Genomic DNA, 18,878 nt, shown 5'->3' with positions numbered 1-18,878 from the left:
TAAGAAGAGAAGTGTATACAGAAAGAGGAGAAGAAAGTTATTCTTTCTTCTCCTCCACCCTTTTAACTCACATTTTTATTCACAGCAATAATTTCACTCAGGTTATTCATATAAATAATTTGTTCACCAAACGTTCTATTTTTCAAAGCAGCCGTATGGTGCGGTTTCATGCCAATAATATAGCATGTGATCCCCATAAGATAGAAGGACTGCATAAAGCCTGCAAAAGCTTGAATTCCTTCGGTTGTTAATATATCTAGGCCCCCAAAGTCAAATAGAAGTGTGGTGTAATTTCCTTCATGTGCAAAGTTTTGCAAAATGGACGTATTTTCAGCTACAAGAGCTGTGTCTAAGTCTCCAAAAAGAGGTATAAGCCCTACTTTAGAGGATAATTTAATAAAAGAAGCGGACAATTGCTTAATTTTTTGTAATGATTTTTCGAGACGTTCTTTTTGTTCAAGCAGTTCAAAATCTGTATCTGCTAATCGTTTCCGATGGTCTTGAACAAGATTTGTTAGCTCTTGTATACGTTCATCTTGGCGAATACAAACTAAATGACCTATATCACTATCCCATTGAATTAAGCATTCAAACAGTGAATACGGCGAATCATTGGTTTGCATCACAAGCTCTACTTTCTGAATAGCCTGGCCTCGGCTTTGGACAAGCGTTTGCTCATCATGGGGTTCGTCTACAGACAATTCTCGAGAATCTTTTTGGCGCAAGCTTAAAAACTTTCTCGCCTTTTCTTGACTAAATACATCTACAAGATCTAAAAAATTAGCTGAAGGCTTAAATAAATGACCTGATTGTTGCGACCATTCCAAAATATTAAATTCAGTATCCACTAGAAAGTAAGGAATTGGAACATATTCAAGCATCGACATTAACTTCCACTCCTTTGTGATAACTGATTAACCAGTTATTTAGTTGGTAAAGATCCGGAATTAGGCGTGTATGCTCAGAACAGTAAGAACGGAAATCAATTTGAGAAACTAAGCGCCCTCCTACCATTACTGTTGGTCTTGGTTCTAATTTGTCCAAAGTTTTGGTATATTCAGCAAGCCTCTCAATATGATAAGGAATGCTGACAGATAATCCTACCATGTGCGGCTTCCATTCTATAGCCATTTTCTCAGCGTATTCCAGAGGTAGATTGGCCCCTAAAAAGCGAGTATTCCAACCATGTTCCTCAAACAATAAAGCCACCATCTTTAAACCAATGAAGTGCTGTTCTTGTTCCAAGCATAGAAGCAGTGCCCTTGGAGCGGTGTCTGAAGCGTGTCCCTGAATTTTTTTATAAAAGCGATAGCGAGTTAGCACATAATCACACGTCGTAGTTGCAACATGCTCATCAGCTACAGAAATGATATTTTCTTCCCACATATCTCCAGTTACTCGCATTGCGGTTGTAATTAAATTTTCATAAATATCTAGGCTGTTCTTTCCCTGTTGGATTTCTTCCAGCACAACTTCCCAAGCGCTGTCTTGATCACCAGCTAATAAATAGCCTACAAATTTTTGTACTTGAGATTTCATTGTTTCACCTCAGTAAACGTCAAGCTTTTAAGAAACTTGAATAAAAGCTTCTCGTCTCTCTTTTTCAAGATCGCCTAAAATGTATACCACTTTTAGACTAACACATGTTGCCAATAGCAACAACCTAAAAATAGAATAATAACTTTTTATTTTACTACACTCAGTAAAGTATGACTAGTATTTCTCTAAATATTCTCCTTTCCCTTTTATTTATGAAAAATACCTCGGCATTTTTTACCGAGGTATTTTTCCAGTTTTCATTATTTCGGCTCACAGAATGTAAGTTCGTTTCTTTCTCTTTTAAGCATCGCTACTTATTTTCCACTTTTAATAGACTTTCAAACATATGTATTTATGACTCTTCTGCTCCCACTATAATACTGATAAGATAGAGCGCTGTCATAACTGAGCCGATTGTATTGCATATCAAATGAATATATTGGCTGGTCGCCATAAACAAGTATACGCTTAGCGACAGCAGCACCGTTCCGAACAAAAAAGACCATTTAAAGAATGACAGTGGTCGCTTGAACTTTATACGCAAACAAAAAATGAGAATAAAGCCTACTAGCGCCATCACAAAGAAACTAACGTTAAATAAATTGATAGTTATCACATTTGTTCACACTCCCTTTGCCCCCCAAAACTATTATAACATATTTTTCCTTATCTTCATTCTTTCTCTAGAAGCAAACGCGTCGAAAATTGTTTTTTAAACGTGTTTATGTCACAATATTTTTATAAAAATTCCAAGGAATGAGGGAATGCATTGACTACACCTGAAGCTCAAGATTCAAAATGGTCCATTTTAAATAAAGCCCTTCATAGTTCGCAATCTGGTATTATCGTGACGGATCCTTCTTTACCTGATAATCCAATTATTTACCTCAACCAAGGGTTTTCCCTTATGACCGGCTATAAGGAAGAAGAAGTATTAGGGGAAAATTGCCGTTTTCTACAAGGGCCTCTTACAAGCCCGCACCACGTTGATGAAATTCGCAGCGCTATAAGCCGCAATCAGTCAGTTTCTGTTACGCTTGTGAATTACCGAAAAGACGGCTCTTTCTTTCATAATCAGCTAACGATTGACCCGACATATGTAGAAGAAGAAGATAAATACTACTTTATTGGTGTTCAAAAAGACGTAACAATAGAGATTACAGCCCAGGAACAGCTTCAGCAAGCTTTAGAAGAAGTGGAAAGACTATCCACTCCTATTGTGCCAATAGAAGAAGGAATCTCTGTTCTGCCATTAATCGGAACGTTAAATGAGCGGCGTATAGAAATGCTATTTAATAGCTTCACCTCGCGTAACACAAGCAGCAAAGATCGTTACTTAATCTTAGACGTCTCAGGGTTAGCTGGATTTAACGATTCATTCGGCCGTGATATTCTTAATATTTACAATTGGCTGAAGCTAATGGGAACTCAGCTCGTTTTAACAGGAATTTCTCCTAACATGGCCATACATATGAGCACTATAGAAGATGATATGTCCTTTATTTTAGTCTATCAAAGCATTAAAGATGCCTTACCGAAGCTAAAGCTATAAGCGCAAGAAGTGATGCCTTATGAAAAAGAGTTAAACTGCATGAAGATGTTAGTTAAAAAATGTTTATTTTTTAATAAATTGGGTTTGAGAGTTTACAGTTGGGGAAAACAAGGCGTATAGGAAAATAAATGCGCTTCATAATGGATTTATTTATAAGCATCCGCACTCTATGTCAGTGGATGCTTTTGTGCCTTTATTTATAAAATAATTAGACTATACATATGTAAGGAGAGTCTTCATGCATAGAAATCAGGACTTATATCAATTTTTTAAAGAACATTCTCTTCAATTAACTGAAGACTGGTACAATCAGCTCGACGATGAAAACGAGTTCTCCGTGTATTCGAGTAAAAATCCAGTAATTGTGAAAGAACTGAAGCAGCAAAATCAAGATTATTTCCAGCATTTATTTGACGTATTTATAAAAGATGAGGAATATTTTTTTTCCGATTTCCAGCAGTGGTCCGTCGAACTTGCGCGTGATCCAAAGCATTTAAGTACGCCTCTTCACTTTGTTATTCGAGAATACTTTAATTCACAAAAAATTGTCGTTAATTACTTAAAGAAGTTTGTCTCTTTGCATTCAGAAGAGGTAAGCGTGGATAAGATATTTATGTGGTATGACATTATTGTTAAAGCATTTGATCTATCTATTTATATCTTTATTCAAGAATATCATAAGAATACGCAAGAACAGTTGAACGCTCAGAAAGAGTTAATTAATGAATTAAGTTCTCCTGTGATCATGCTGCAAAACAAAGTTGCCCTTCTGCCTCTGGTAGGAGATATTGGAACGGTTAAAAGTCAGTTTATTTTAGAAAACACGCTTCAGCAATGCTCAGAAAAAGACGTTGAACATTTATGTATTGACCTGCTCGGTGTAGCTACGATTGACACGATGATGGCACAAGAGATTTTTAATTTGGTAAAAGCTCTTCGTTTAATCGGGGTGCAAACAATTTTATCTGGAATTCGACCGGAAATTTCTCAAACTGCAATTCGCTTAGGGCTTTCATTTGAACAGGTCAAGACTACTTCTTCTCTTGCACAGGCGCTTAATTCTATTAGTTAAACATATGGCTCTCTATTACAGCATAGAGAGCCATATCTATGGCGTTTCAAATTTTACTGGAGTATAGTAGACGCGCCCGATTAACTTTTCACCGTTGTTATCTTTCCAGTCCGCTACGAGTATATACCGATCACTGTTACTGTGAGAGGCAGAAGCTACTGTAATAGCAGATGTTTTTTCGATGTCTTTTTTTTCTACTGTGTTTTCATAAATAGACTGATTGCGAATTTGTTTGTAATAAAGCGCATTAGGTTCTTTACCATCTATTTCAATGGACACTTGACCATCTTGAGAGACGGGAATACTATCTTTCATAACAATTTGTCTAAAATTTTTTCGTTCGCCAAAATCAGCTTCACATTCGGTCCAGCAAAAAAATAAAGGCTTGATGATGGCTTCTTTACCTTCGGCTATTATTTTTATAGCGGGTGGATAAGGATCTTCAAGCGTTTCAGCTGTAGGAACCTGACATGCGGTTAATGAAAATAAACTAAATAGGATAACCACCACTTTTTTCATACTATGTCCTCCCTTTTTTGTGAACGTGGTGCACGTAAGTGAGTGGGTGCATAGTATACTCTTTCGCCTGCAACCAAAAGATTCCTTTTATAATCAACAAAAAAACAGCTGCCTATTTGTTTAGACAGCTGTTTTTTTCTATTTACTTAGCATGCTTATTTCTTTTTTCATATCTTTTTCTACATATTCCATTAAATCAGATACGTAGGTTTGAAGCGGTTTTGTTGCGTCTTTGTGATCATTCATCGTTAATTCATAAATGCTATCGATATTATCAATCATCAGTTCCATATCATCGATGACGCCCGTATGCTTATACATCGTTTTCATCGTAGGATCAAGGGAAGCTAATTCATTATATTCATAGTTTATCGTATTTGAAATATCATCGAGTTCATTGATAAATTGCTTTTTGGGTTTTTTTTCGGCCATAAGCTGATTATACTCTTTAAAAGCAGTTTGAAGGTTTTTCTGAGAGGCAGTCAATACTTTCAGCTGTTCTCGTCCTAAATAATAATCATAAATACTAGTAACAGTAAAATATCCCCCAAATGTGAGCGCGATTCCGACAACTAAACCTATCCAAAACGTGCTCGTTTTAAAAAAATGTTTCATAATGACTCCTTTTATCTGTGTTCTATGTACAACACTAGCTCATGCTGCTGCTTTTTCCTAGGATACACCAAAAACGAAGTGGAAGCTACACTTTTTTAAAATTTTGTCGAATTTTGTCTCTTGTTTCACAAGCTTCAGCACATTATTTTCCATCTCTATTTCTCCATCTGTATACATCAAATTCGTTAACCGCTGTAAAACCAAGTTTTTCATAGGCTGGCTTTCCTGCACTTGTAGCATGCAAAATACACGTATCTGCCTGTTTTTTTGCTTCAGTAAGAACTTCCTTCAAATAGGCGGTAGCCAGGCCTTTTCTCCTCATATGTCTAGCTGTAGTGATACAGTACAAACCCGCTGTACCGTCATAAAAAAAGAGAGACCCAGCTACAGCTGGCCGGTTGTGATAAAGACCCAAATATAAGTGATATTGGTCAGTGTGCTGCATAAGCTCCCTAAACCTTTCAAGAAAGTCAGCTTGATATTCTTTTGGTTTTTGATAGCCGTCTATGTATACCGTTATCCATTCTTTCAATTCAGCTTCTGTGTGCACTCGCTTACATTGAAACCCTTCTACTCCTGTGTGTACGTATTCTTTTTCTTGAATGTGCTGAATCATTCCGATCCATTTTTCATAAGGAACAAATCCATTTTTATGAAGAACTGGCCCAAGGTTATCATATGAAGATGGACCAACAATCCATAGAGGTTCTTCCCCTTCCGAAGAGCACATCCCTAACGCAGTCTCAATATGACGGGTTCCTGCATATATGCCGCGATTATAAGGAGATGCAGAAATCCATTTCATTTCTGGTGTATCCACCTTCACAGATTTCTTCGTATGCTGAAAATACATCCAGTGCTGAATCAAGTGTTGTTCTACTATATCGCTTTGATTTTTTATTTTCACTTCATGTCTCCTTTCTCTTCTAAACTATGTTCCTTTTTTTATTATATACTAGTTAGTCTATTTTCTATGACTCTATCCCAGTTCTTAAGTCCTTTTCCAAGTTTTTTTTATTTTTTTTGTTATTCTATGAATAGTTTTCTTTTAAGTGGGGTACTAACCTATATAAGCAATACATCATTAAAAAGGAGGATGATATTTATGTCATTTTTATGGGCACTTATTGTAGGTGGTATTATTGGGTGGCTTGCCGGATTAATTACGGGAAGAGACGTTCCAGGAGGTATTATTGGTAACATTATTGCCGGTTTCATCGGTTCTTGGTTAGGTTCAGCTATCTTTGGAAGCTTCGGACCAGTTGTAGGTGGATTTGCTATTATTCCTGCTATTATCGGATCAATCATTTTAGTGTTAATCGTAAGTTTCATCATGAGAAAAATGCGTGGTAGTCATAAACATGCATAATGAATTATTATATTAGAAAAAGAACCTCTGTTGAAAAAGAGGTTCTTTTTTTATATGAAAAATTCTTAAAATTTACTATTTTTAATTTCATAATATTGAAAAATAAACCTATTAATGTTAATTTAACCATAATCACTATAAAAAAAGAGGAATCAACATGCTGCTTTCAACCCATCAAAAAGACAAATCTATGTACCAAATACTAATAGAAGAAATCGAACAGACACGAACGTTAATGATTCAAACGGCTGTCCGTGAAGGAATGACAAGTCCTAACACACTTCAAGTTAGTCAATCATTAGATGCTTTATTAAATAAACTTCAAATTTTCTTCTATCAATAGAAGCCCATGAGTATGTAACCATATCATGGGCTTTTGTTTTATATTAGTCCGCTTGATTAACATATTCCACTGCTTGGTGAAGGCTACTGAAAGTTGTAATATCAGCCAAATCTAACCCTAAGTTCACCATCGTCTGAGCAATTTCAGCACGGATACCGCTTAAAACTACTTGAATGCCTAATAATTTTAAAGCACCAATTACTTTAAAAATTTGGTCCGCTACCATCGTATCAATAATTGGAACGGCGTACAAATCAATAATCAACCAATTTAGCTTATAGTCACTGCCGTGCTGTAGCGCATTTTCCATTAAAATTTGAGCACGATTTGTATCTAAATCCCCAACAAGAGGAATCACGCCAATTTCTTTCGTAATGCGTACTACAGGAATTGATAGTTCATCAATTGCATAGCGCGCGGATTGGATTTTGTTTGCAAAGTCGGTCATATACGATTTACTAACCCAGTGCACGGCCTTATCCACTACTACGTTGAAACGAGAAATAACTTGATAGAAGGCATCAAACGTAAACGTTTCAGCTTTTGCTTCTTCTTTAATAATTTCTCCGATAATATTTCGGTAATAGCTAATTTCTTCTAATGCTACATCTAACGGAAGCTGAAGGGTAACGAGTAAATTCGCTACTTCTCTTCCCCATTCCTCAAGCACTTCAAAGTTTTTTGTATCATTTGTTGATACAGAATCAGCGTATATTTTAATTAAATGAACGCGCCACGGTTCTAACTGTTGTTGAATATCTTTGTCTTCATCTTGTTTTTGTTTTGAGAACTCTTCTTTTTTTTCTAGAATTAAATTCGTAATGTGTTTAAGCTTTTTATCTAATAATAATGACTCCATATTGTTCTCCCGTTAAGAATTTGTTTACTTAAAATGATATCACATATACCGTTAAAAAAAGTAAAACTAAAGGAAAAAGCTTTTAAAAATGAACCGGATGTCCCCTTTTGCGAATAGAATGAGCTAAATTGAGTCTAAAACGTACATAAGCTGAACTTCTTTCCTTTATTTTATCGTTACTTTCACGGTGAATTCTCATACATAACTCTTCAATTTAATGTTGGGCTATCTTAGCATATATGATAAATAGATGAAAAAATGTAAAAGGGTTTGCAGCAAGCATGTCGCATGACAAAATGTGTTTTAGGAAAGACTGAAAAGGAATTCCCTATAAAAAGGAGGTTAGGTATATGTCATTTATTTGGATGCTTATTGTTGGAGGACTTATCGGCTGGCTTGCCGGTGTGTTAACAGGACGAGATGTTCCAGGTGGAATTATCGGAAACATCATCGCTGGGTTCATTGGAGCATGGTTAGGCTCTCTAATTTTTGGAGATTTCGGTCCAGAGATCGGCGGATTCGCAATTGTTCCTGCAATTATTGGTGCTGTTATTTTAGTTTTAATTGTGAGTTTTGTTTTACGCAAAATGCGCGGAAATAATAATCATCGACACGCCTAAATAAAAAAGAGAAATCAGCGTCTTGATTTCTCTTTTTCCCTTACTTCTTATAGCAAAATGTTTTAATAATAGACCTACCTGTAAGTGTAATTCTTTATGGCTACATTTAATAATTGCTGCTTGTCACCTCTGACATTTAATATTTCTACACCCTCATATCAAGCGCGTTAGTAATGAGTAGCTCTGTCCCTTCGAGATCCTCAAGCATATGAGTGAAGATAGCTTCAATATGAACGGGTGCAGTTTTAGCTTTTATTGGACATTGTTTTATAGCTGCTTTCTATTTCGGCTCTACTAATTCAATAAATGATCTTGCTTGTTTGCCCTTTAACTGTGCGTAGTGTGTATCTGTAGCTAATTCAACGGTTTCGTTGTCTAAGTTGACCCACATCCGATAAGATTGTACCTTTATATCCTTTTTGGTTTCTACCGGTTCAAAGTGAAGAATGTAGTTAGGTTTTCGAATCATTTCAGCTTTTTCTTCTCTCCAGGATACATCTTTTAACCACTGCTGCACTTTCTGCACTTGATTTTGGTCTTTCATTTTAACCGCATGGCCATATTGATTATCGGCTATGTATTTTTCGATTACGAGCTTTTGTTCAACAGTACCGCTTGAAGCACTGCTTTGCTGACATCCTGTTATCACCCAACAAATAGCAATGAGAACTACTAATCCAGACCATACTTTTTTCATTTACATCTACCTTTCTTTTTGTAATTGAAATGAGATGTTCTTGCTGAATGATGCTACCAGCTGCTCGTTTTTAAATCTCTTTTTGCATTCTCTTTTCTTCCTATAAATCCCTGCTTCATTTGCTCAAAAAAACTGAATCCCCGAAAGGATCCAGTTTTTCGTTACGATTCGACATCTTCTATGACATGAACAGCGCGAATAGCGGCGTTTACTTTTGTATGTTGAACGTATTCTTTTGCTTCGTGTATCGTCATTGCTTCTACTTCTTGGTAATAAATCACGTTTCCCCATTCATATTCTACTGAATAACGATTTGACTTTTCCACATGGTATCCTCCTTATTGATGAACTAAAATTTGATCAATCAAGCCATATTCTTTTGCTTCATCCGCTGTAAAGAATGTATCTCGATCAGTGTCTTTATTAATCGTTGACAGCGATTGTCCTGTTCGTTCAGACAGAAGTTCATTTAGGTGGTCTTTTAAGCGCAAAATACGCTTCGCTCGAATTTCAATTTCAGCTGCTTGTCCTTTTGCTCCTCCTAGCGGCTGATGAATCATCACTTCGCTGTTAGGAAGAGCAAAACGTTTCCCTTTTTGACCGCCCGCTAGTAAAACTGAACCCATAGATGCTGCTAGCCCTATACACAATGTACTTACATCTGCACGTATAAGCTGCATCGTATCAAAAATAGCCATGCCCGCTGTAATGGACCCTCCTGGTGAATTAATATAAATGCTAATATCTTTTTCTGGGTTTTCTGCATCTAAAAATAAAAGCTGAGCGATAATGCTAGTAGCCACCTCATCCGTAACTTCACCTGTGAGCATAATCACTCGGTCGAGCAACAGCCTTGAATAAATGTCATAGGCACGCTCTCCTTTACTTGTTTGTTCTACTACATAGGGAGTTAAGTTCATGTGACCGCCTCTTTCCACTGAATTAATACGAGCAAATTTTTTTACTTTTGCACTGACTTCTTGATTTAAAAATGAATCCCCTATCAAATCTTCATCGGTAAATTTAATCATTAGAGAATGTCTTTCTTGCTGTATATGCAAGTGTTCATCGCGGTAAGTCACCGCAACTGCAATCTCTGCCTGTGGATATAAAACGGTCTCTTCCGTGTAGAGCTCTATTAATAAAGGTTCATCGTCAATATGTTTTACTTCGATTTTTCCTTGTGGGTTTTCATAGTACCCATTTAAGTTTCTTGTTTTGAACAAACCTTCGGGCAGCTGAATATCAATCGTGATGTTTTTAACTTTTATTTGCGATCGTTCAAATGTAATACATAGGTGGTTCATTCCTTCTTCTTTTTCCATTACTGATTTTGCTATGGCTAATTTAATCATGCGATGAATGATCCTTTAAAATCTGAGTAACAGACTCAATTACTTTTTGCCGTACGTCTGCTGATAAATTCCGATTCATAGCGACAAACACATCTTCATTGACTTGATGCATTTCTTGATTTTGAATTTGTTTGCTTTGGTAAAGAGGGAGCTGCGCACCTATACTTTTCACTTCTTCCACACTCATTGAACGCAGCGTTTCTTGAATGGAAGCTAGTGACTCCCCTGCTTTTGATAATGTTAAAGCGGCTCGAAAGTAATGAACATGCTGATCTGTATAGACGCGCTTATTTCCCACCAGCTCTAGCGGAGGAACAATTTCTATTTGCGTGTAATACCGCACCGTACGCAGGTTCAAGTCCGCACCTTCATTGTTTAATAATTCCGTAATTTGCTTGCCTGTATATGTTTTCAAACAATCCCCCCTTTACAGTTACAGTTAACTGTTACACTGTCATTATACTGTAAAGATATTTATTTTACAATTAAAACCATGGTAAATTTTAGATAAAGAAGCAAAGCCTATAAATAAAAAGAACGAACCAAAGAGCCCAGGTCATATACCCGGGCTCTCTTTACTAAGCGAAAAAACAACTGTGTATATTTCAATCTATTCCTGCTCATACTTCTCATGCTACACTTTAGTTATCTTAAAAAAGGAGAGAACATATGATGGGGAATCCAAGTATAGATTGCTTAGGGTGTCGATTAGCAAATAACCAAGAAAAATCGCATATGATATTTGAAGATTCGTTTGTGACATGCCTGCTAGACCACAAGCCGTTTAACGAAGGACACCTCTTAATTCTTCCTAAAGCACATATAGTGGAAATCGACGAATTCGATACTGAACACATATTGGCCGTGATGAATGCAGCGAAGCTAATGACAAAAGCAGTTAAGACGCTTTTTATTCCAGACGGAGTTACTCTCTCTCAAAACGGGGGAATGTTTAACGAGTTAACTCATTTTCACATGCACATCGTTCCGAGATATAAAGAGGAGTGTTTCGGAGATTTTTATACGCAAATTCCCGAATATGCTGAAAATGATGACGTCTTGGCTGCAACAGCTCAGAAAATGCGCCGCGTCATTCAGCAAATGTCTTTATAAAAAAAACGGCCTCCTTATGGAAGCCGTTCTCTTTATTGACGATCAAATAATGAACTTCCCGCAATACCAGGGTTCGTCATTTCAAATGGATTTAAAATGAGATCTAATTCCTCTTCTGTTAACACATCGTATTGAAGGCAAAGCTCACGAATTGGTTTTCCTGTTAAAATCGCTTCACGCGCAATACGCGATACGACTTCATAGCCTAAGTGAGGGTTAACAGCTGTAATAATCCCTACGCTTTTTTCTACATATTCTTTCATCCGCGTTTCGTTTGCTTCAATTCCTGCTAGACAGTGATCTGTAAAGCTTCTGAAACCGTTGTTCATGATGCTGATTGATTGAAGCAAGTTAAATACAAGCACAGGTTCCATAACGTTAAGCTCCATCTGACCTGCTTCTGAAGCAAGAGAGATCGTTTGGTCATTTCCCATTACTTGAAACGCAATTTGATTGATTAATTCAGCCATAACTGGGTTTACTTTTCCTGGCATGATTGAAGAACCAGGCTGACGAGCAGGAAGGCTGATTTCTCCTAGACCTGCACGAGGACCTGATGCCATTAAACGCAGGTCATTGGCAATTTTAGACATATTCGTCATGCAGATTTTAAGCGCCGCAGATACTTCTGTATAAGCATCTGTATTTTGAGTAGCGTCCACTAAATGCTCTGCATGCACAAGCGGCAGACCGCTGATATCGGCTAAGTGTTTGACTACATTTTCAATATAGCGAGGATCTGCATTTAAGCCTGTTCCAACAGCTGTCGCTCCCATATTTACTTCATGCAAGTGGTCACGCGTCGCGCTAATACGCTTAATGTCGCGCGCTAACACGCGGCTGTATGCTTCAAACTCTTGACCAAGACGAACAGGTACAGCATCTTGAAGGTGCGTACGGCCCATTTTAATCACATGATCAAATTCTTGGGCTTTTCGTTTAAATACATCATGCATATCATTCATTGTAACAAGAAGTTTATTTAATAAGTTCAGCGTTGAAATATGGATAGCCGTTGGAAATACATCATTTGTTGATTGAGACATATTCACATGGCTGTTAGGACTTAATTTACCGTATTCGCCTTTATTGTCTCCCATAATTTCAAGGGCACGGTTTGCAATCACTTCATTAGCATTCATATTCATTGACGTTCCTGCTCCGCCTTGAATAGGATCCACAATAAAGTATTCATGCCACTGACCTGCTAAGATTTCATCAGCTGCTTGCACAATCGCATTTCCAATACCTTCATATAAGCGCTTTGTATCCATATTTGCAAGCGCTGCCGCTTTTTTTACGATAGCAAGCGCTTTAATCATTTCTTCATGTACTTTATAACCCGTAATCGGGAAATTTTCTACGGCACGTGCGGTTTGTACACCGTAGTATACGTCTGCTGGAATTTGTTTTTCTCCTAGAAAATCAGCTTCTGTACGATATCCTGCTGTTTCTTGTTTCATAGCTGTACCTGCTTTCTTTTTTAATTAATATCTTCTGCAATCGACGTTTCCATCATCTTTTTCACTTGGTGAGGGTCTTTGGTTTGTCCGAGCACCCACATTAATTTAGGAACAATGGCTTCTGTGTTCATGTTTTTTGAGCGAACGACGCTGTCATGATTAATCATTCGGCCTACTTCATAAATGCCCATGTCTTCTCCTTCTTCAAGGCACTGAGTAGTAATGACAACGGATACACCGTGATTTGTCAATTCAATAAGCTTGGCTAAAATATTGCGAACTTGAAATGGAATTCCTCCACTTCCATAGCTTTCAACAACAACGCCTTGATATACATCTTTTAATCCATCGAAAAATTCAGGCTTAATGCCGGGAAACAGTTTGACAACTGCCACATCCGTACAAAGAGATGTATTAACCGTCAACTCTTCTTTACTAGAGCCAACCGATTTTGTATATTCCACCGTATTATCATGGATAGACGCCACGTATGGATAGTTAATGCTTTCAAATGCATCATAACTTTTTGTACGAAGCTTAATTGCTCTTGTGCCTTGAATCACACGACCGTCAAAGACTACATAGACTCCGCCTGTTTCCTCACATGCAAAGCGAATCGCATCTGCAATATTGCGCTTCGCGTCCGTTTTACTAAATGAAATAGGAATTTGAGATCCTGTAATCGCAATTGGTTTTTTAGAATGCTGAAGCATGTAAGAAAGAGCTGCCGATGTGTAGGCCATTGTATCTGTTCCATGGGTAATAACAAAACCATCGTATTCATTATAATGCTCTTCAATCGCTTTTGCCATCTCTATCCAACATTCAGGCTGCATATTTGTACTATCAAGATTCATAAGAGATTTGCTGTCAATTTGACAATGTTCATTTAAATCAGGTATGTAGCTTAGTAATTGATCTGGCTCCATTCCAGGAACAAGTCCATTTTCGCCTTCAAGTGAAGCGACCGTTCCGCCAGTTGATAACAATAATAGTTTTTTCAAAACCGACATCCCCTTTGCTTAATTTCTGTAAAAAAACCTGACAATCTATCAAATAAATTATATTCATTTCGCGTACTTCACCTGTAATTATAGTAACCCAAATTCAATAAATCAAGAGAAAAATTATTCGTTTCGCGTACACTTTTCTCTAAGGCAATGATATAATGAATAAAAATGTAAATTGGCTCACGGTTTGATTACAAAGATCTGCGCGCGAGCTGAATGCCTCGGTTTTTTACATACTACACCTACAAAGGAGCGTCATGAATGTTAAGCAGATTAGCTCAACTCAGGAAAGAAAAAAAATGGTCTCTTCAATATACAGCTGACCAGCTTGAAATTGCTAAAAGCACCTACGCAGGATACGAATCTGGCTATCGTCGTCCTTCTCTTGAAGCACTCGTTACAATCGCAGAACTATTTGATACATCAACAGACTATTTGCTAGGTAAGGAAAAGGAACCTCATTCTCCTTCAGATGCACCCATCGAATTAACATCGCCTCAAACTCATAGAATTACGGTCGACGGTGCGGAACTATCTCAAGAAGAAATTCAGCAGCTGACGGCCTTTATTCGTGCTAAAAGACAAATTGAAAAAGAAACTGCACCTTCTTCAATTTAAAGAAGATTAGAAGCAGGTTGCTTCTAATCTTCTAGCTGCATGTCTAAATAGCCTACTACTTCTTTTGTTATTTCCTCTTCTGTTTCTTCCATCAGCTCTCCGGTTATCTTGCTGCCTGGGAGCTTCTTCGAAGAACGAATGCCCAAAAATGTGCGTACACAGTGCCAGATAGGAATAAAAAGACCATCTAAAAACTCATCTTTTTCTAAAATACCCACTTGAATAGTGGCGTGATAACCAGGGTGAAAAGGATTTTCCCCTTCACGGATCACACTTATAGAAAGCTGCAAGCCTTTCTTTTCAAAAGCTTGTTTATATTGTTCATATATGGATATGAGAAGTTCTTGTATAGAGCTTTCAACTGTATGTATATGTTTTTCTAACTGCGGCGTAAACTGTTTTGCTGTGTATTCCATCTATCTCCCTCTTCCTACGGTTCCCTTTATGTTTGTGGCTTTCATTTTATTGTATCATAAGAAAACCGCCCGTCTGTCTAGCAGAAAACCCCGCTTTTCTATAAAAAGCGGGGTTCGATGTATAATAGCTTACATTGCTTTATCTTGCTTAGAAGATGATTTTAATTTTTTATTTTTAGTTGGATCTGGCTCATTAGAAGACATAATAATATTTCCTTCGCCGTTGCACACTTTGCACTTTATAAATCCAAATTTCTTACCGGCTCCTTGGCATTGTGGACAAACATATCGAATTGGCATAAACTGTACCTTCCTTTTTTCTAATTTATACCTGCGCCTTGAAAGCGCCTGTGGTTAGTTTATAGTTTCATTATAAATTGTACAATCCACCCTATCAAGACGTGCCAAATTGCACATCTTTAATGGCAAGAAATTCTTCCTTTCTAAAATTCACCTAAAAAATGAGTCGATAGGCAGGAGAATTTCTATTGTTGTTAAAAGGCAATACGTCAGAGGAAGTTTCTTATTGGATATAATTAGCGAATCCCCGCGCTAAAAATTTTACTTTTTTTCGTGAATCTAAAGGCTAAACAACCGTTTTATCTCGAATTTCTTTTGAAATGGTTACGTCTTTCCAAAGCTGTTCGTATTTATAGCCCGTTAAACTTTCACAAACCGCTTTCGCTTCAGGAGTAACGGCGGTCGCCGGGCCCCCCTTTTTTCTTCTTTCAATTTCAGCTAATAAAATTTTGTGATTTTTCGGACTTATTTTAAACCATATGGTTGCTATAATTCCCATGAGAATCAAAATAGCAGGTACAATCATGAACAGCTGTTGTAAGCCGGCTAGCGTAGACGCTGACTGCTCGGCATTTGGTACATAGCCAATATTCTTTAAGGCAATACCAACAAGAAAAATCGCAAGCGCCTGAGACGATTTTCGAATAAATGACATCAGCCCTGCATACACGCCTTCTCGTCTTTTTGTCGTAATCATCTCATCTACATCTGATACAAACGGCAGTACATTCCATGGAATCATGATCGCTCCCGAATGACCGCTTCCTAAAAAAAATGCCGCTAAGTAAATAAGAACTAACGAGCTATCTGTTGTTAGGAAACTGAATAAAATAATGCCCGTTCCCCAAATGACCATGCTGAAGTTATAGGTTAATTTATTTCCTAACTTAATGGCTATGTACGTAACAAGAGGAATAAATAGCACTTGTGTAATTTGCACAAAGCTCAGGGTATCTGCATAAATCGCTTCGCGCAGCATGTAATAGGCAATAAAATAAAAGAAAAGAGCATTAAATACATCCATGGCAATGTAAGATGCTAAATACATGGCAAGATACACGTTAAACGACTTGTTTTTAAAGGCACTTCCAAAACTGATAAACAGCTGCTTAAATTCTAGCCAAAATCCGTTTTTCTTTTTTCGTTCCACTACTTCTCCACTATCCCATGTTCCCTTGTAAACAAAAATCCATGGAAGAGCAAAAAGAAGACCAAAGATAATGCCCATGATTAAATATCCTTGTCCACCTGGAAACGCATCAATGATTCGTTTCGGGAAAAAAGCACCTAAAAATGAAGCCCCTTGTGAAAAGACCATGCGTATTCCCGTCATTTTCGAACGAATACTATAATCTGTCGTCATTTCTGCTGCTAGCGTATTGTAAGGAACCATGACCATACCAAACGCGGTATTAAATAAAAGATAGGCTAAAATAAAATAGGTGTATTTAAACATATGTGAGCCTTCAATAGGAATCCACAGCATACTGAACGTGATGGCAACTGGAATGATTCCAAAAAGAAAAAAGACTCTTCTTCGTCCTTTTTTTGTCTGAAGATGATCAGATATGTACCCAATGGTTGGATCTAACAAAGCATCCCACACTTTTCCAAGAGCTACAATCGTTCCTGCTTCTACAGGAGAAAGCCCGACTACATCCGTTAAAAACACCATAAACAATGTGCCGATAATAAAAAAGGATCCTCCGCCAAACAAATCCCCAAATCCATACGCTACCATATTACGAAAGCGCACTTGTTTTGTTTTCCCTTGCATATGCAGCCCTCCCCCTGAGTAAATAGACTAGCTTCTTTTGTTATTCACTTTTTTCTATTTTACTAAACTACTCCTTGAAAAATAAGGAATATGTCATCTGTTCTGCTCAAAAAATAAGATGCTTTCTACTTATATAAATAGAAAAGCAGCTGGATAAAACGTTCTTCTTTATACCCTATTATAAGTTGACTTTTTGTTCACAGCTGTTATAATTCAACCCATTGCTAGTTATTTAGCTATAAAATGCAAACTTGAACATTTGACATCTGAGCTGTGACGAATAAAATAATAAGTATGAAACCTATTGATATCTTTAAAGCATTATCTAATGAAACTCGATTAAATATATTAGAGTGGTTAAAAGAACCTGAAAAGCATTTTAAAGACAAACAAGCACATTTGCCTAAGGAGGTCAGCAGCAGAGGCGGTGTTTGCGTGGGAGATATTCAAGAAAAAGCTCAGCTGTCTCAGTCAACAGTATCCAGCTATCTTTCCATGATGCAAAAAGCAGGTTTGTTAGAGTCAATTCGGCACGGTCAATGGACATACTATCGCCGAAATGAAGAAACGCTTCAAGAGCTTTCTTCATTCTTACGAAAAAAACTTTAACGAGTTTTTTTCACTCGTTATATCTATTTTTCTAGATATACAAATATAAAGAAATATTGGAGTGATAAACGTGAAGTTGTTGGTTTATTTAGTTGCGGTTTTAGGCGGCGCTGCTTTAAGTATGGAAGGCGCCATTGCCGGAGAACTCGGAAAAACAGTTGGAAAACTTGAAAGCAGTTATTATATTTTTATCATGGGAACGCTCATTTTAGGTCTGACCACTTTATTTGCTGGAAAGGGAGATCTACCTTACGTCTTAAAAGCGCCTAAGTGGAATTTAACCGGTGGATTATTAGGTACGGTTTATTTAACGATTCTAGTGATTAGTATCCCCTTTATCGGAATTGGTGTTTCAATGGTTGCGGTTATTGTGGGCCAAATGATTACAAGCATGATCATTGAGCATTTTGGTTGGCTTGGCAGCAGCAAAATTAAAATTAACAAAGAACGCGTAATGGCTATTGTATGTATGGGAATTGCGCTTGTACTTATTTTCTAGGAGGGTTTTACGATGAGTTTATTAATGGTAATACTTACCTTAATAGGAGGATTAACGCTAAGCGCTCAGTCTTCTATTAACGGTACTTTAAGTAAAAAAACAGGTACGTTTGAAACAGCTTTTTTAACCTTTGCAACAGGTGCCATGATTTTAACGATTGTCGTGGTCTTCTTTGGACAAGGAAACATTCTCTCTGTTTTTGATGTCCCTAAATGGCAGCTTACTTGCGCTTTATTCGGAGCATCTTATTTGTTTCTAACCGTTTTAGCCGTTCCTAAAATTGGCGTAACAGCAGCTAATATTTCAACTGTTATCGGTCAGTTATTTGCAAGTATGATTATCGACCATTTTGGCTGGTTTGGAAGCAAAGAAGTACCCTTTGATCTATCCCGCTGGATTGGTGTAGCATTTATGTTATTAGCTCTTTATTTTATTTTCAAGGGCAATAAGAAAACAGCAGCATAAAATATTCAGGAAAATAGCCAAGTGTCCCTATGTAAAGGCGCACTTGGCTATTTTTGTACGTAAACCGC

General features: G+C 37.2%; 26 protein-coding genes. 10 read left to right on the top strand and 16 right to left on the bottom strand.

The genetic code is table 11. The features are described from left to right. Positions 1-62: 62 nt before the first annotated feature. From SCI76_RS25035 to SCI76_RS25025, 3 genes are all read right to left on the bottom strand, one after another. Entirely contained in the window at positions 63-887 is an 825-nt protein-coding gene (locus tag SCI76_RS25035) for an STAS domain-containing protein (protein ID WP_029714452.1), read from the bottom strand. Next, the gene (locus SCI76_RS25030; RefSeq protein WP_048018977.1) at positions 874-1,539 is read right to left on the bottom strand and encodes a B12-binding domain-containing protein; all 666 of its coding nucleotides are present in this window, start codon (positions 1,537-1,539) and stop codon (positions 874-876) included. Before SCI76_RS25030 ends, SCI76_RS25035 begins: the two co-directional genes overlap by 14 nt. 352 nt (positions 1,540-1,891) lie before the next feature. Next, the gene (locus SCI76_RS25025; protein WP_080754501.1) at positions 1,892-2,155 is read right to left on the bottom strand and encodes a hypothetical protein; all 264 of its coding nucleotides are present in this window, start codon (positions 2,153-2,155) and stop codon (positions 1,892-1,894) included. A 153-nt stretch (positions 2,156-2,308) separates the two neighbouring features. On the opposite strand from SCI76_RS25025, the gene SCI76_RS25020 reads away from it, so the two are divergent. Beyond that, on the top strand, positions 2,309-3,091 hold the full coding sequence (locus tag SCI76_RS25020) for a PAS domain-containing protein (protein ID WP_048018976.1): 783 nt from the start codon (positions 2,309-2,311) through the stop codon (positions 3,089-3,091). A gap of 238 nt (positions 3,092-3,329) precedes the next feature. Beyond that, the gene (locus tag SCI76_RS25015; RefSeq protein ID WP_168760986.1) at positions 3,330-4,163 is read left to right on the top strand and encodes an STAS domain-containing protein; all 834 of its coding nucleotides are present in this window, start codon (positions 3,330-3,332) and stop codon (positions 4,161-4,163) included. Positions 4,164-4,199: 36 nt separating this feature from the next. Here SCI76_RS25015 and SCI76_RS25010 read toward each other — a convergent pair whose 3' ends face one another. From SCI76_RS25010 to SCI76_RS25000, 3 genes are all read right to left on the bottom strand, one after another. Then, a complete protein-coding gene (locus SCI76_RS25010; RefSeq protein ID WP_048018974.1) occupies positions 4,200-4,682 on the bottom strand; it encodes a hypothetical protein in 483 nt (160 codons plus the stop codon). A gap of 138 nt (positions 4,683-4,820) precedes the next feature. Continuing rightward, positions 4,821-5,297: a hypothetical protein gene (locus SCI76_RS25005; RefSeq protein WP_221832622.1), complete on the bottom strand. Its 477-nt coding sequence runs from the start codon at positions 5,295-5,297 to the stop codon at positions 4,821-4,823. Positions 5,298-5,439: 142 nt separating this feature from the next. Next, positions 5,440-6,204 (bottom strand): GNAT family N-acetyltransferase, encoded by a 765-nt coding sequence (locus SCI76_RS25000; protein ID WP_063247313.1) that lies wholly within the window; start codon positions 6,202-6,204, stop codon positions 5,440-5,442. A gap of 198 nt (positions 6,205-6,402) precedes the next feature. Between SCI76_RS25000 and SCI76_RS24995 the strand changes: the two genes are divergently transcribed. Together SCI76_RS24995 and SCI76_RS24990 are read left to right on the top strand one after the other, a co-directional pair. Then, positions 6,403-6,666 (top strand): GlsB/YeaQ/YmgE family stress response membrane protein, encoded by a 264-nt coding sequence (locus SCI76_RS24995; protein WP_013083841.1) that lies wholly within the window; start codon positions 6,403-6,405, stop codon positions 6,664-6,666. Positions 6,667-6,823: 157 nt separating this feature from the next. Next, on the top strand, positions 6,824-7,009 hold the full coding sequence (locus SCI76_RS24990) for an aspartyl-phosphate phosphatase Spo0E family protein (protein ID WP_028414380.1): 186 nt from the start codon (positions 6,824-6,826) through the stop codon (positions 7,007-7,009). Positions 7,010-7,052: 43 nt separating this feature from the next. On the opposite strand, the gene SCI76_RS24985 is transcribed toward SCI76_RS24990, so the two are convergent. After that, entirely contained in the window at positions 7,053-7,868 is an 816-nt protein-coding gene (locus tag SCI76_RS24985) for an STAS domain-containing protein (RefSeq protein WP_047750531.1), read from the bottom strand. Positions 7,869-8,218: 350 nt separating this feature from the next. On the opposite strand from SCI76_RS24985, the gene SCI76_RS24980 reads away from it, so the two are divergent. After that, positions 8,219-8,488, top strand: a complete 270-nt coding sequence (locus SCI76_RS24980) for a GlsB/YeaQ/YmgE family stress response membrane protein (RefSeq protein ID WP_043981471.1) — start codon at positions 8,219-8,221, stop codon at positions 8,486-8,488. 280 nt (positions 8,489-8,768) lie between these two features. Here the strand turns inward: SCI76_RS24980 and SCI76_RS24975 are convergent, their stop codons facing one another. The 4 genes from SCI76_RS24975 to SCI76_RS24960 all read right to left on the bottom strand — a co-directional run bounded on the left by SCI76_RS24975 (position 8,769) and on the right by SCI76_RS24960 (position 10,955). Then, positions 8,769-9,185 (bottom strand): hypothetical protein, encoded by a 417-nt coding sequence (locus SCI76_RS24975; RefSeq protein ID WP_028414382.1) that lies wholly within the window; start codon positions 9,183-9,185, stop codon positions 8,769-8,771. 161 nt (positions 9,186-9,346) lie between these two features. Next, entirely contained in the window at positions 9,347-9,511 is a 165-nt protein-coding gene (locus tag SCI76_RS24970) for a hypothetical protein (protein ID WP_165573521.1), read from the bottom strand. A 12-nt stretch (positions 9,512-9,523) separates the two neighbouring features. Then, positions 9,524-10,105, bottom strand: a complete 582-nt coding sequence (gene clpP / locus SCI76_RS24965; protein ID WP_028414383.1) for an ATP-dependent Clp endopeptidase proteolytic subunit ClpP — start codon at positions 10,103-10,105, stop codon at positions 9,524-9,526. Positions 10,106-10,532: 427 nt separating this feature from the next. Further along, a complete protein-coding gene (locus SCI76_RS24960; RefSeq protein ID WP_034270210.1) occupies positions 10,533-10,955 on the bottom strand; it encodes a MerR family transcriptional regulator in 423 nt (140 codons plus the stop codon). A 254-nt stretch (positions 10,956-11,209) separates the two neighbouring features. Between SCI76_RS24960 and SCI76_RS24955 the strand changes: the two genes are divergently transcribed. Beyond that, positions 11,210-11,653, top strand: coding sequence for an HIT family protein (locus tag SCI76_RS24955; protein ID WP_084595970.1), 444 nt, complete (start codon positions 11,210-11,212; stop codon positions 11,651-11,653). A gap of 32 nt (positions 11,654-11,685) precedes the next feature. On the opposite strand, the gene aspA is transcribed toward SCI76_RS24955, so the two are convergent. Together aspA and SCI76_RS24945 are read right to left on the bottom strand one after the other, a co-directional pair. Continuing rightward, positions 11,686-13,116, bottom strand: a complete 1,431-nt coding sequence (gene aspA / locus SCI76_RS24950) for an aspartate ammonia-lyase (RefSeq protein WP_014459383.1) — start codon at positions 13,114-13,116, stop codon at positions 11,686-11,688. A gap of 20 nt (positions 13,117-13,136) precedes the next feature. Beyond that, positions 13,137-14,120 carry an asparaginase gene (locus tag SCI76_RS24945; RefSeq protein WP_033580584.1) on the bottom strand — a complete coding sequence of 328 codons (984 nt, stop codon included), beginning with the start codon at positions 14,118-14,120 and terminating at the stop codon, positions 13,137-13,139. Positions 14,121-14,387: 267 nt separating this feature from the next. Here SCI76_RS24945 and SCI76_RS24940 point away from each other — a divergent pair, with 267 nt between their 5' ends. After that, positions 14,388-14,744, top strand: coding sequence for a helix-turn-helix domain-containing protein (locus SCI76_RS24940; RefSeq protein ID WP_028414387.1), 357 nt, complete (start codon positions 14,388-14,390; stop codon positions 14,742-14,744). A 23-nt stretch (positions 14,745-14,767) separates the two neighbouring features. On the opposite strand, the gene SCI76_RS24935 is transcribed toward SCI76_RS24940, so the two are convergent. From SCI76_RS24935 to SCI76_RS24925, 3 genes are all read right to left on the bottom strand, one after another. Continuing rightward, positions 14,768-15,160 carry a hypothetical protein gene (locus SCI76_RS24935; protein ID WP_168760989.1) on the bottom strand — a complete coding sequence of 131 codons (393 nt, stop codon included), beginning with the start codon at positions 15,158-15,160 and terminating at the stop codon, positions 14,768-14,770. Between the two features lie 129 nt (positions 15,161-15,289). Beyond that, positions 15,290-15,460: a hypothetical protein gene (locus SCI76_RS24930; protein WP_013057775.1), complete on the bottom strand. Its 171-nt coding sequence runs from the start codon at positions 15,458-15,460 to the stop codon at positions 15,290-15,292. A 286-nt stretch (positions 15,461-15,746) separates the two neighbouring features. Beyond that, the gene (locus tag SCI76_RS24925; protein WP_168760990.1) at positions 15,747-17,237 is read right to left on the bottom strand and encodes an MFS transporter; all 1,491 of its coding nucleotides are present in this window, start codon (positions 17,235-17,237) and stop codon (positions 15,747-15,749) included. Positions 17,238-17,531: 294 nt separating this feature from the next. On the opposite strand from SCI76_RS24925, the gene SCI76_RS24920 reads away from it, so the two are divergent. The 3 genes from SCI76_RS24920 (at position 17,532) to SCI76_RS24910 (ending at position 18,810) form a co-directional block, all read left to right on the top strand. Then, positions 17,532-17,846 (top strand): helix-turn-helix transcriptional regulator, encoded by a 315-nt coding sequence (locus tag SCI76_RS24920; RefSeq protein WP_013083854.1) that lies wholly within the window; start codon positions 17,532-17,534, stop codon positions 17,844-17,846. Between the two features lie 70 nt (positions 17,847-17,916). After that, on the top strand, positions 17,917-18,345 hold the full coding sequence (locus tag SCI76_RS24915; protein WP_028409192.1) for a DMT family transporter: 429 nt from the start codon (positions 17,917-17,919) through the stop codon (positions 18,343-18,345). 12 nt (positions 18,346-18,357) lie between these two features. After that, positions 18,358-18,810, top strand: coding sequence for a DMT family transporter (locus SCI76_RS24910; RefSeq protein WP_013057779.1), 453 nt, complete (start codon positions 18,358-18,360; stop codon positions 18,808-18,810). The last annotated feature ends 68 nt before the right edge of the window (positions 18,811-18,878 follow it).

Source organism: Priestia sp. HNGD-A6 (assembly GCF_045784335.1).
GTDB classification, from domain to species: domain Bacteria; phylum Bacillota; class Bacilli; order Bacillales; family Bacillaceae_H; genus Priestia; species Priestia zanthoxyli.
This window is presented reverse-complemented; position numbering and strand designations above follow the sequence as displayed.

Coding starts and splice junctions, on each gene's coding strand:
- SCI76_RS25035 (WP_029714452.1), bottom strand. CDS start 887: ATGTCGATGCTTGAATATGTTCCAATTCCTTACTTTCTAGTGGATACT.
- SCI76_RS25030 (WP_048018977.1), bottom strand. CDS start 1,539: ATGAAATCTCAAGTACAAAAATTTGTAGGCTATTTATTAGCTGGTGAT.
- SCI76_RS25015 (WP_168760986.1), top strand. CDS start 3,330: ATGCATAGAAATCAGGACTTATATCAATTTTTTAAAGAACATTCTCTT.
- SCI76_RS25010 (WP_048018974.1), bottom strand. CDS start 4,682: ATGAAAAAAGTGGTGGTTATCCTATTTAGTTTATTTTCATTAACCGCA.
- SCI76_RS25005 (WP_221832622.1), bottom strand. CDS start 5,297: ATGAAACATTTTTTTAAAACGAGCACGTTTTGGATAGGTTTAGTTGTC.
- SCI76_RS24995 (WP_013083841.1), top strand. CDS start 6,403: ATGTCATTTTTATGGGCACTTATTGTAGGTGGTATTATTGGGTGGCTT.
- SCI76_RS24990 (WP_028414380.1), top strand. CDS start 6,824: ATGCTGCTTTCAACCCATCAAAAAGACAAATCTATGTACCAAATACTA.
- SCI76_RS24985 (WP_047750531.1), bottom strand. CDS start 7,868: ATGGAGTCATTATTATTAGATAAAAAGCTTAAACACATTACGAATTTA.
- SCI76_RS24980 (WP_043981471.1), top strand. CDS start 8,219: ATGTCATTTATTTGGATGCTTATTGTTGGAGGACTTATCGGCTGGCTT.
- SCI76_RS24975 (WP_028414382.1), bottom strand. CDS start 9,185: ATGAAAAAAGTATGGTCTGGATTAGTAGTTCTCATTGCTATTTGTTGG.
- clpP (WP_028414383.1), bottom strand. CDS start 10,105: ATGAACTTAACTCCCTATGTAGTAGAACAAACAAGTAAAGGAGAGCGT.
- SCI76_RS24955 (WP_084595970.1), top strand. CDS start 11,210: ATGATGGGGAATCCAAGTATAGATTGCTTAGGGTGTCGATTAGCAAAT.
- aspA (WP_014459383.1), bottom strand. CDS start 13,116: ATGAAACAAGAAACAGCAGGATATCGTACAGAAGCTGATTTTCTAGGA.
- SCI76_RS24940 (WP_028414387.1), top strand. CDS start 14,388: ATGTTAAGCAGATTAGCTCAACTCAGGAAAGAAAAAAAATGGTCTCTT.
- SCI76_RS24935 (WP_168760989.1), bottom strand. CDS start 15,160: ATGGAATACACAGCAAAACAGTTTACGCCGCAGTTAGAAAAACATATA.
- SCI76_RS24930 (WP_013057775.1), bottom strand. CDS start 15,460: ATGCCAATTCGATATGTTTGTCCACAATGCCAAGGAGCCGGTAAGAAA.
- SCI76_RS24925 (WP_168760990.1), bottom strand. CDS start 17,237: ATGCAAGGGAAAACAAAACAAGTGCGCTTTCGTAATATGGTAGCGTAT.
- SCI76_RS24920 (WP_013083854.1), top strand. CDS start 17,532: ATGAAACCTATTGATATCTTTAAAGCATTATCTAATGAAACTCGATTA.
- SCI76_RS24910 (WP_013057779.1), top strand. CDS start 18,358: ATGAGTTTATTAATGGTAATACTTACCTTAATAGGAGGATTAACGCTA.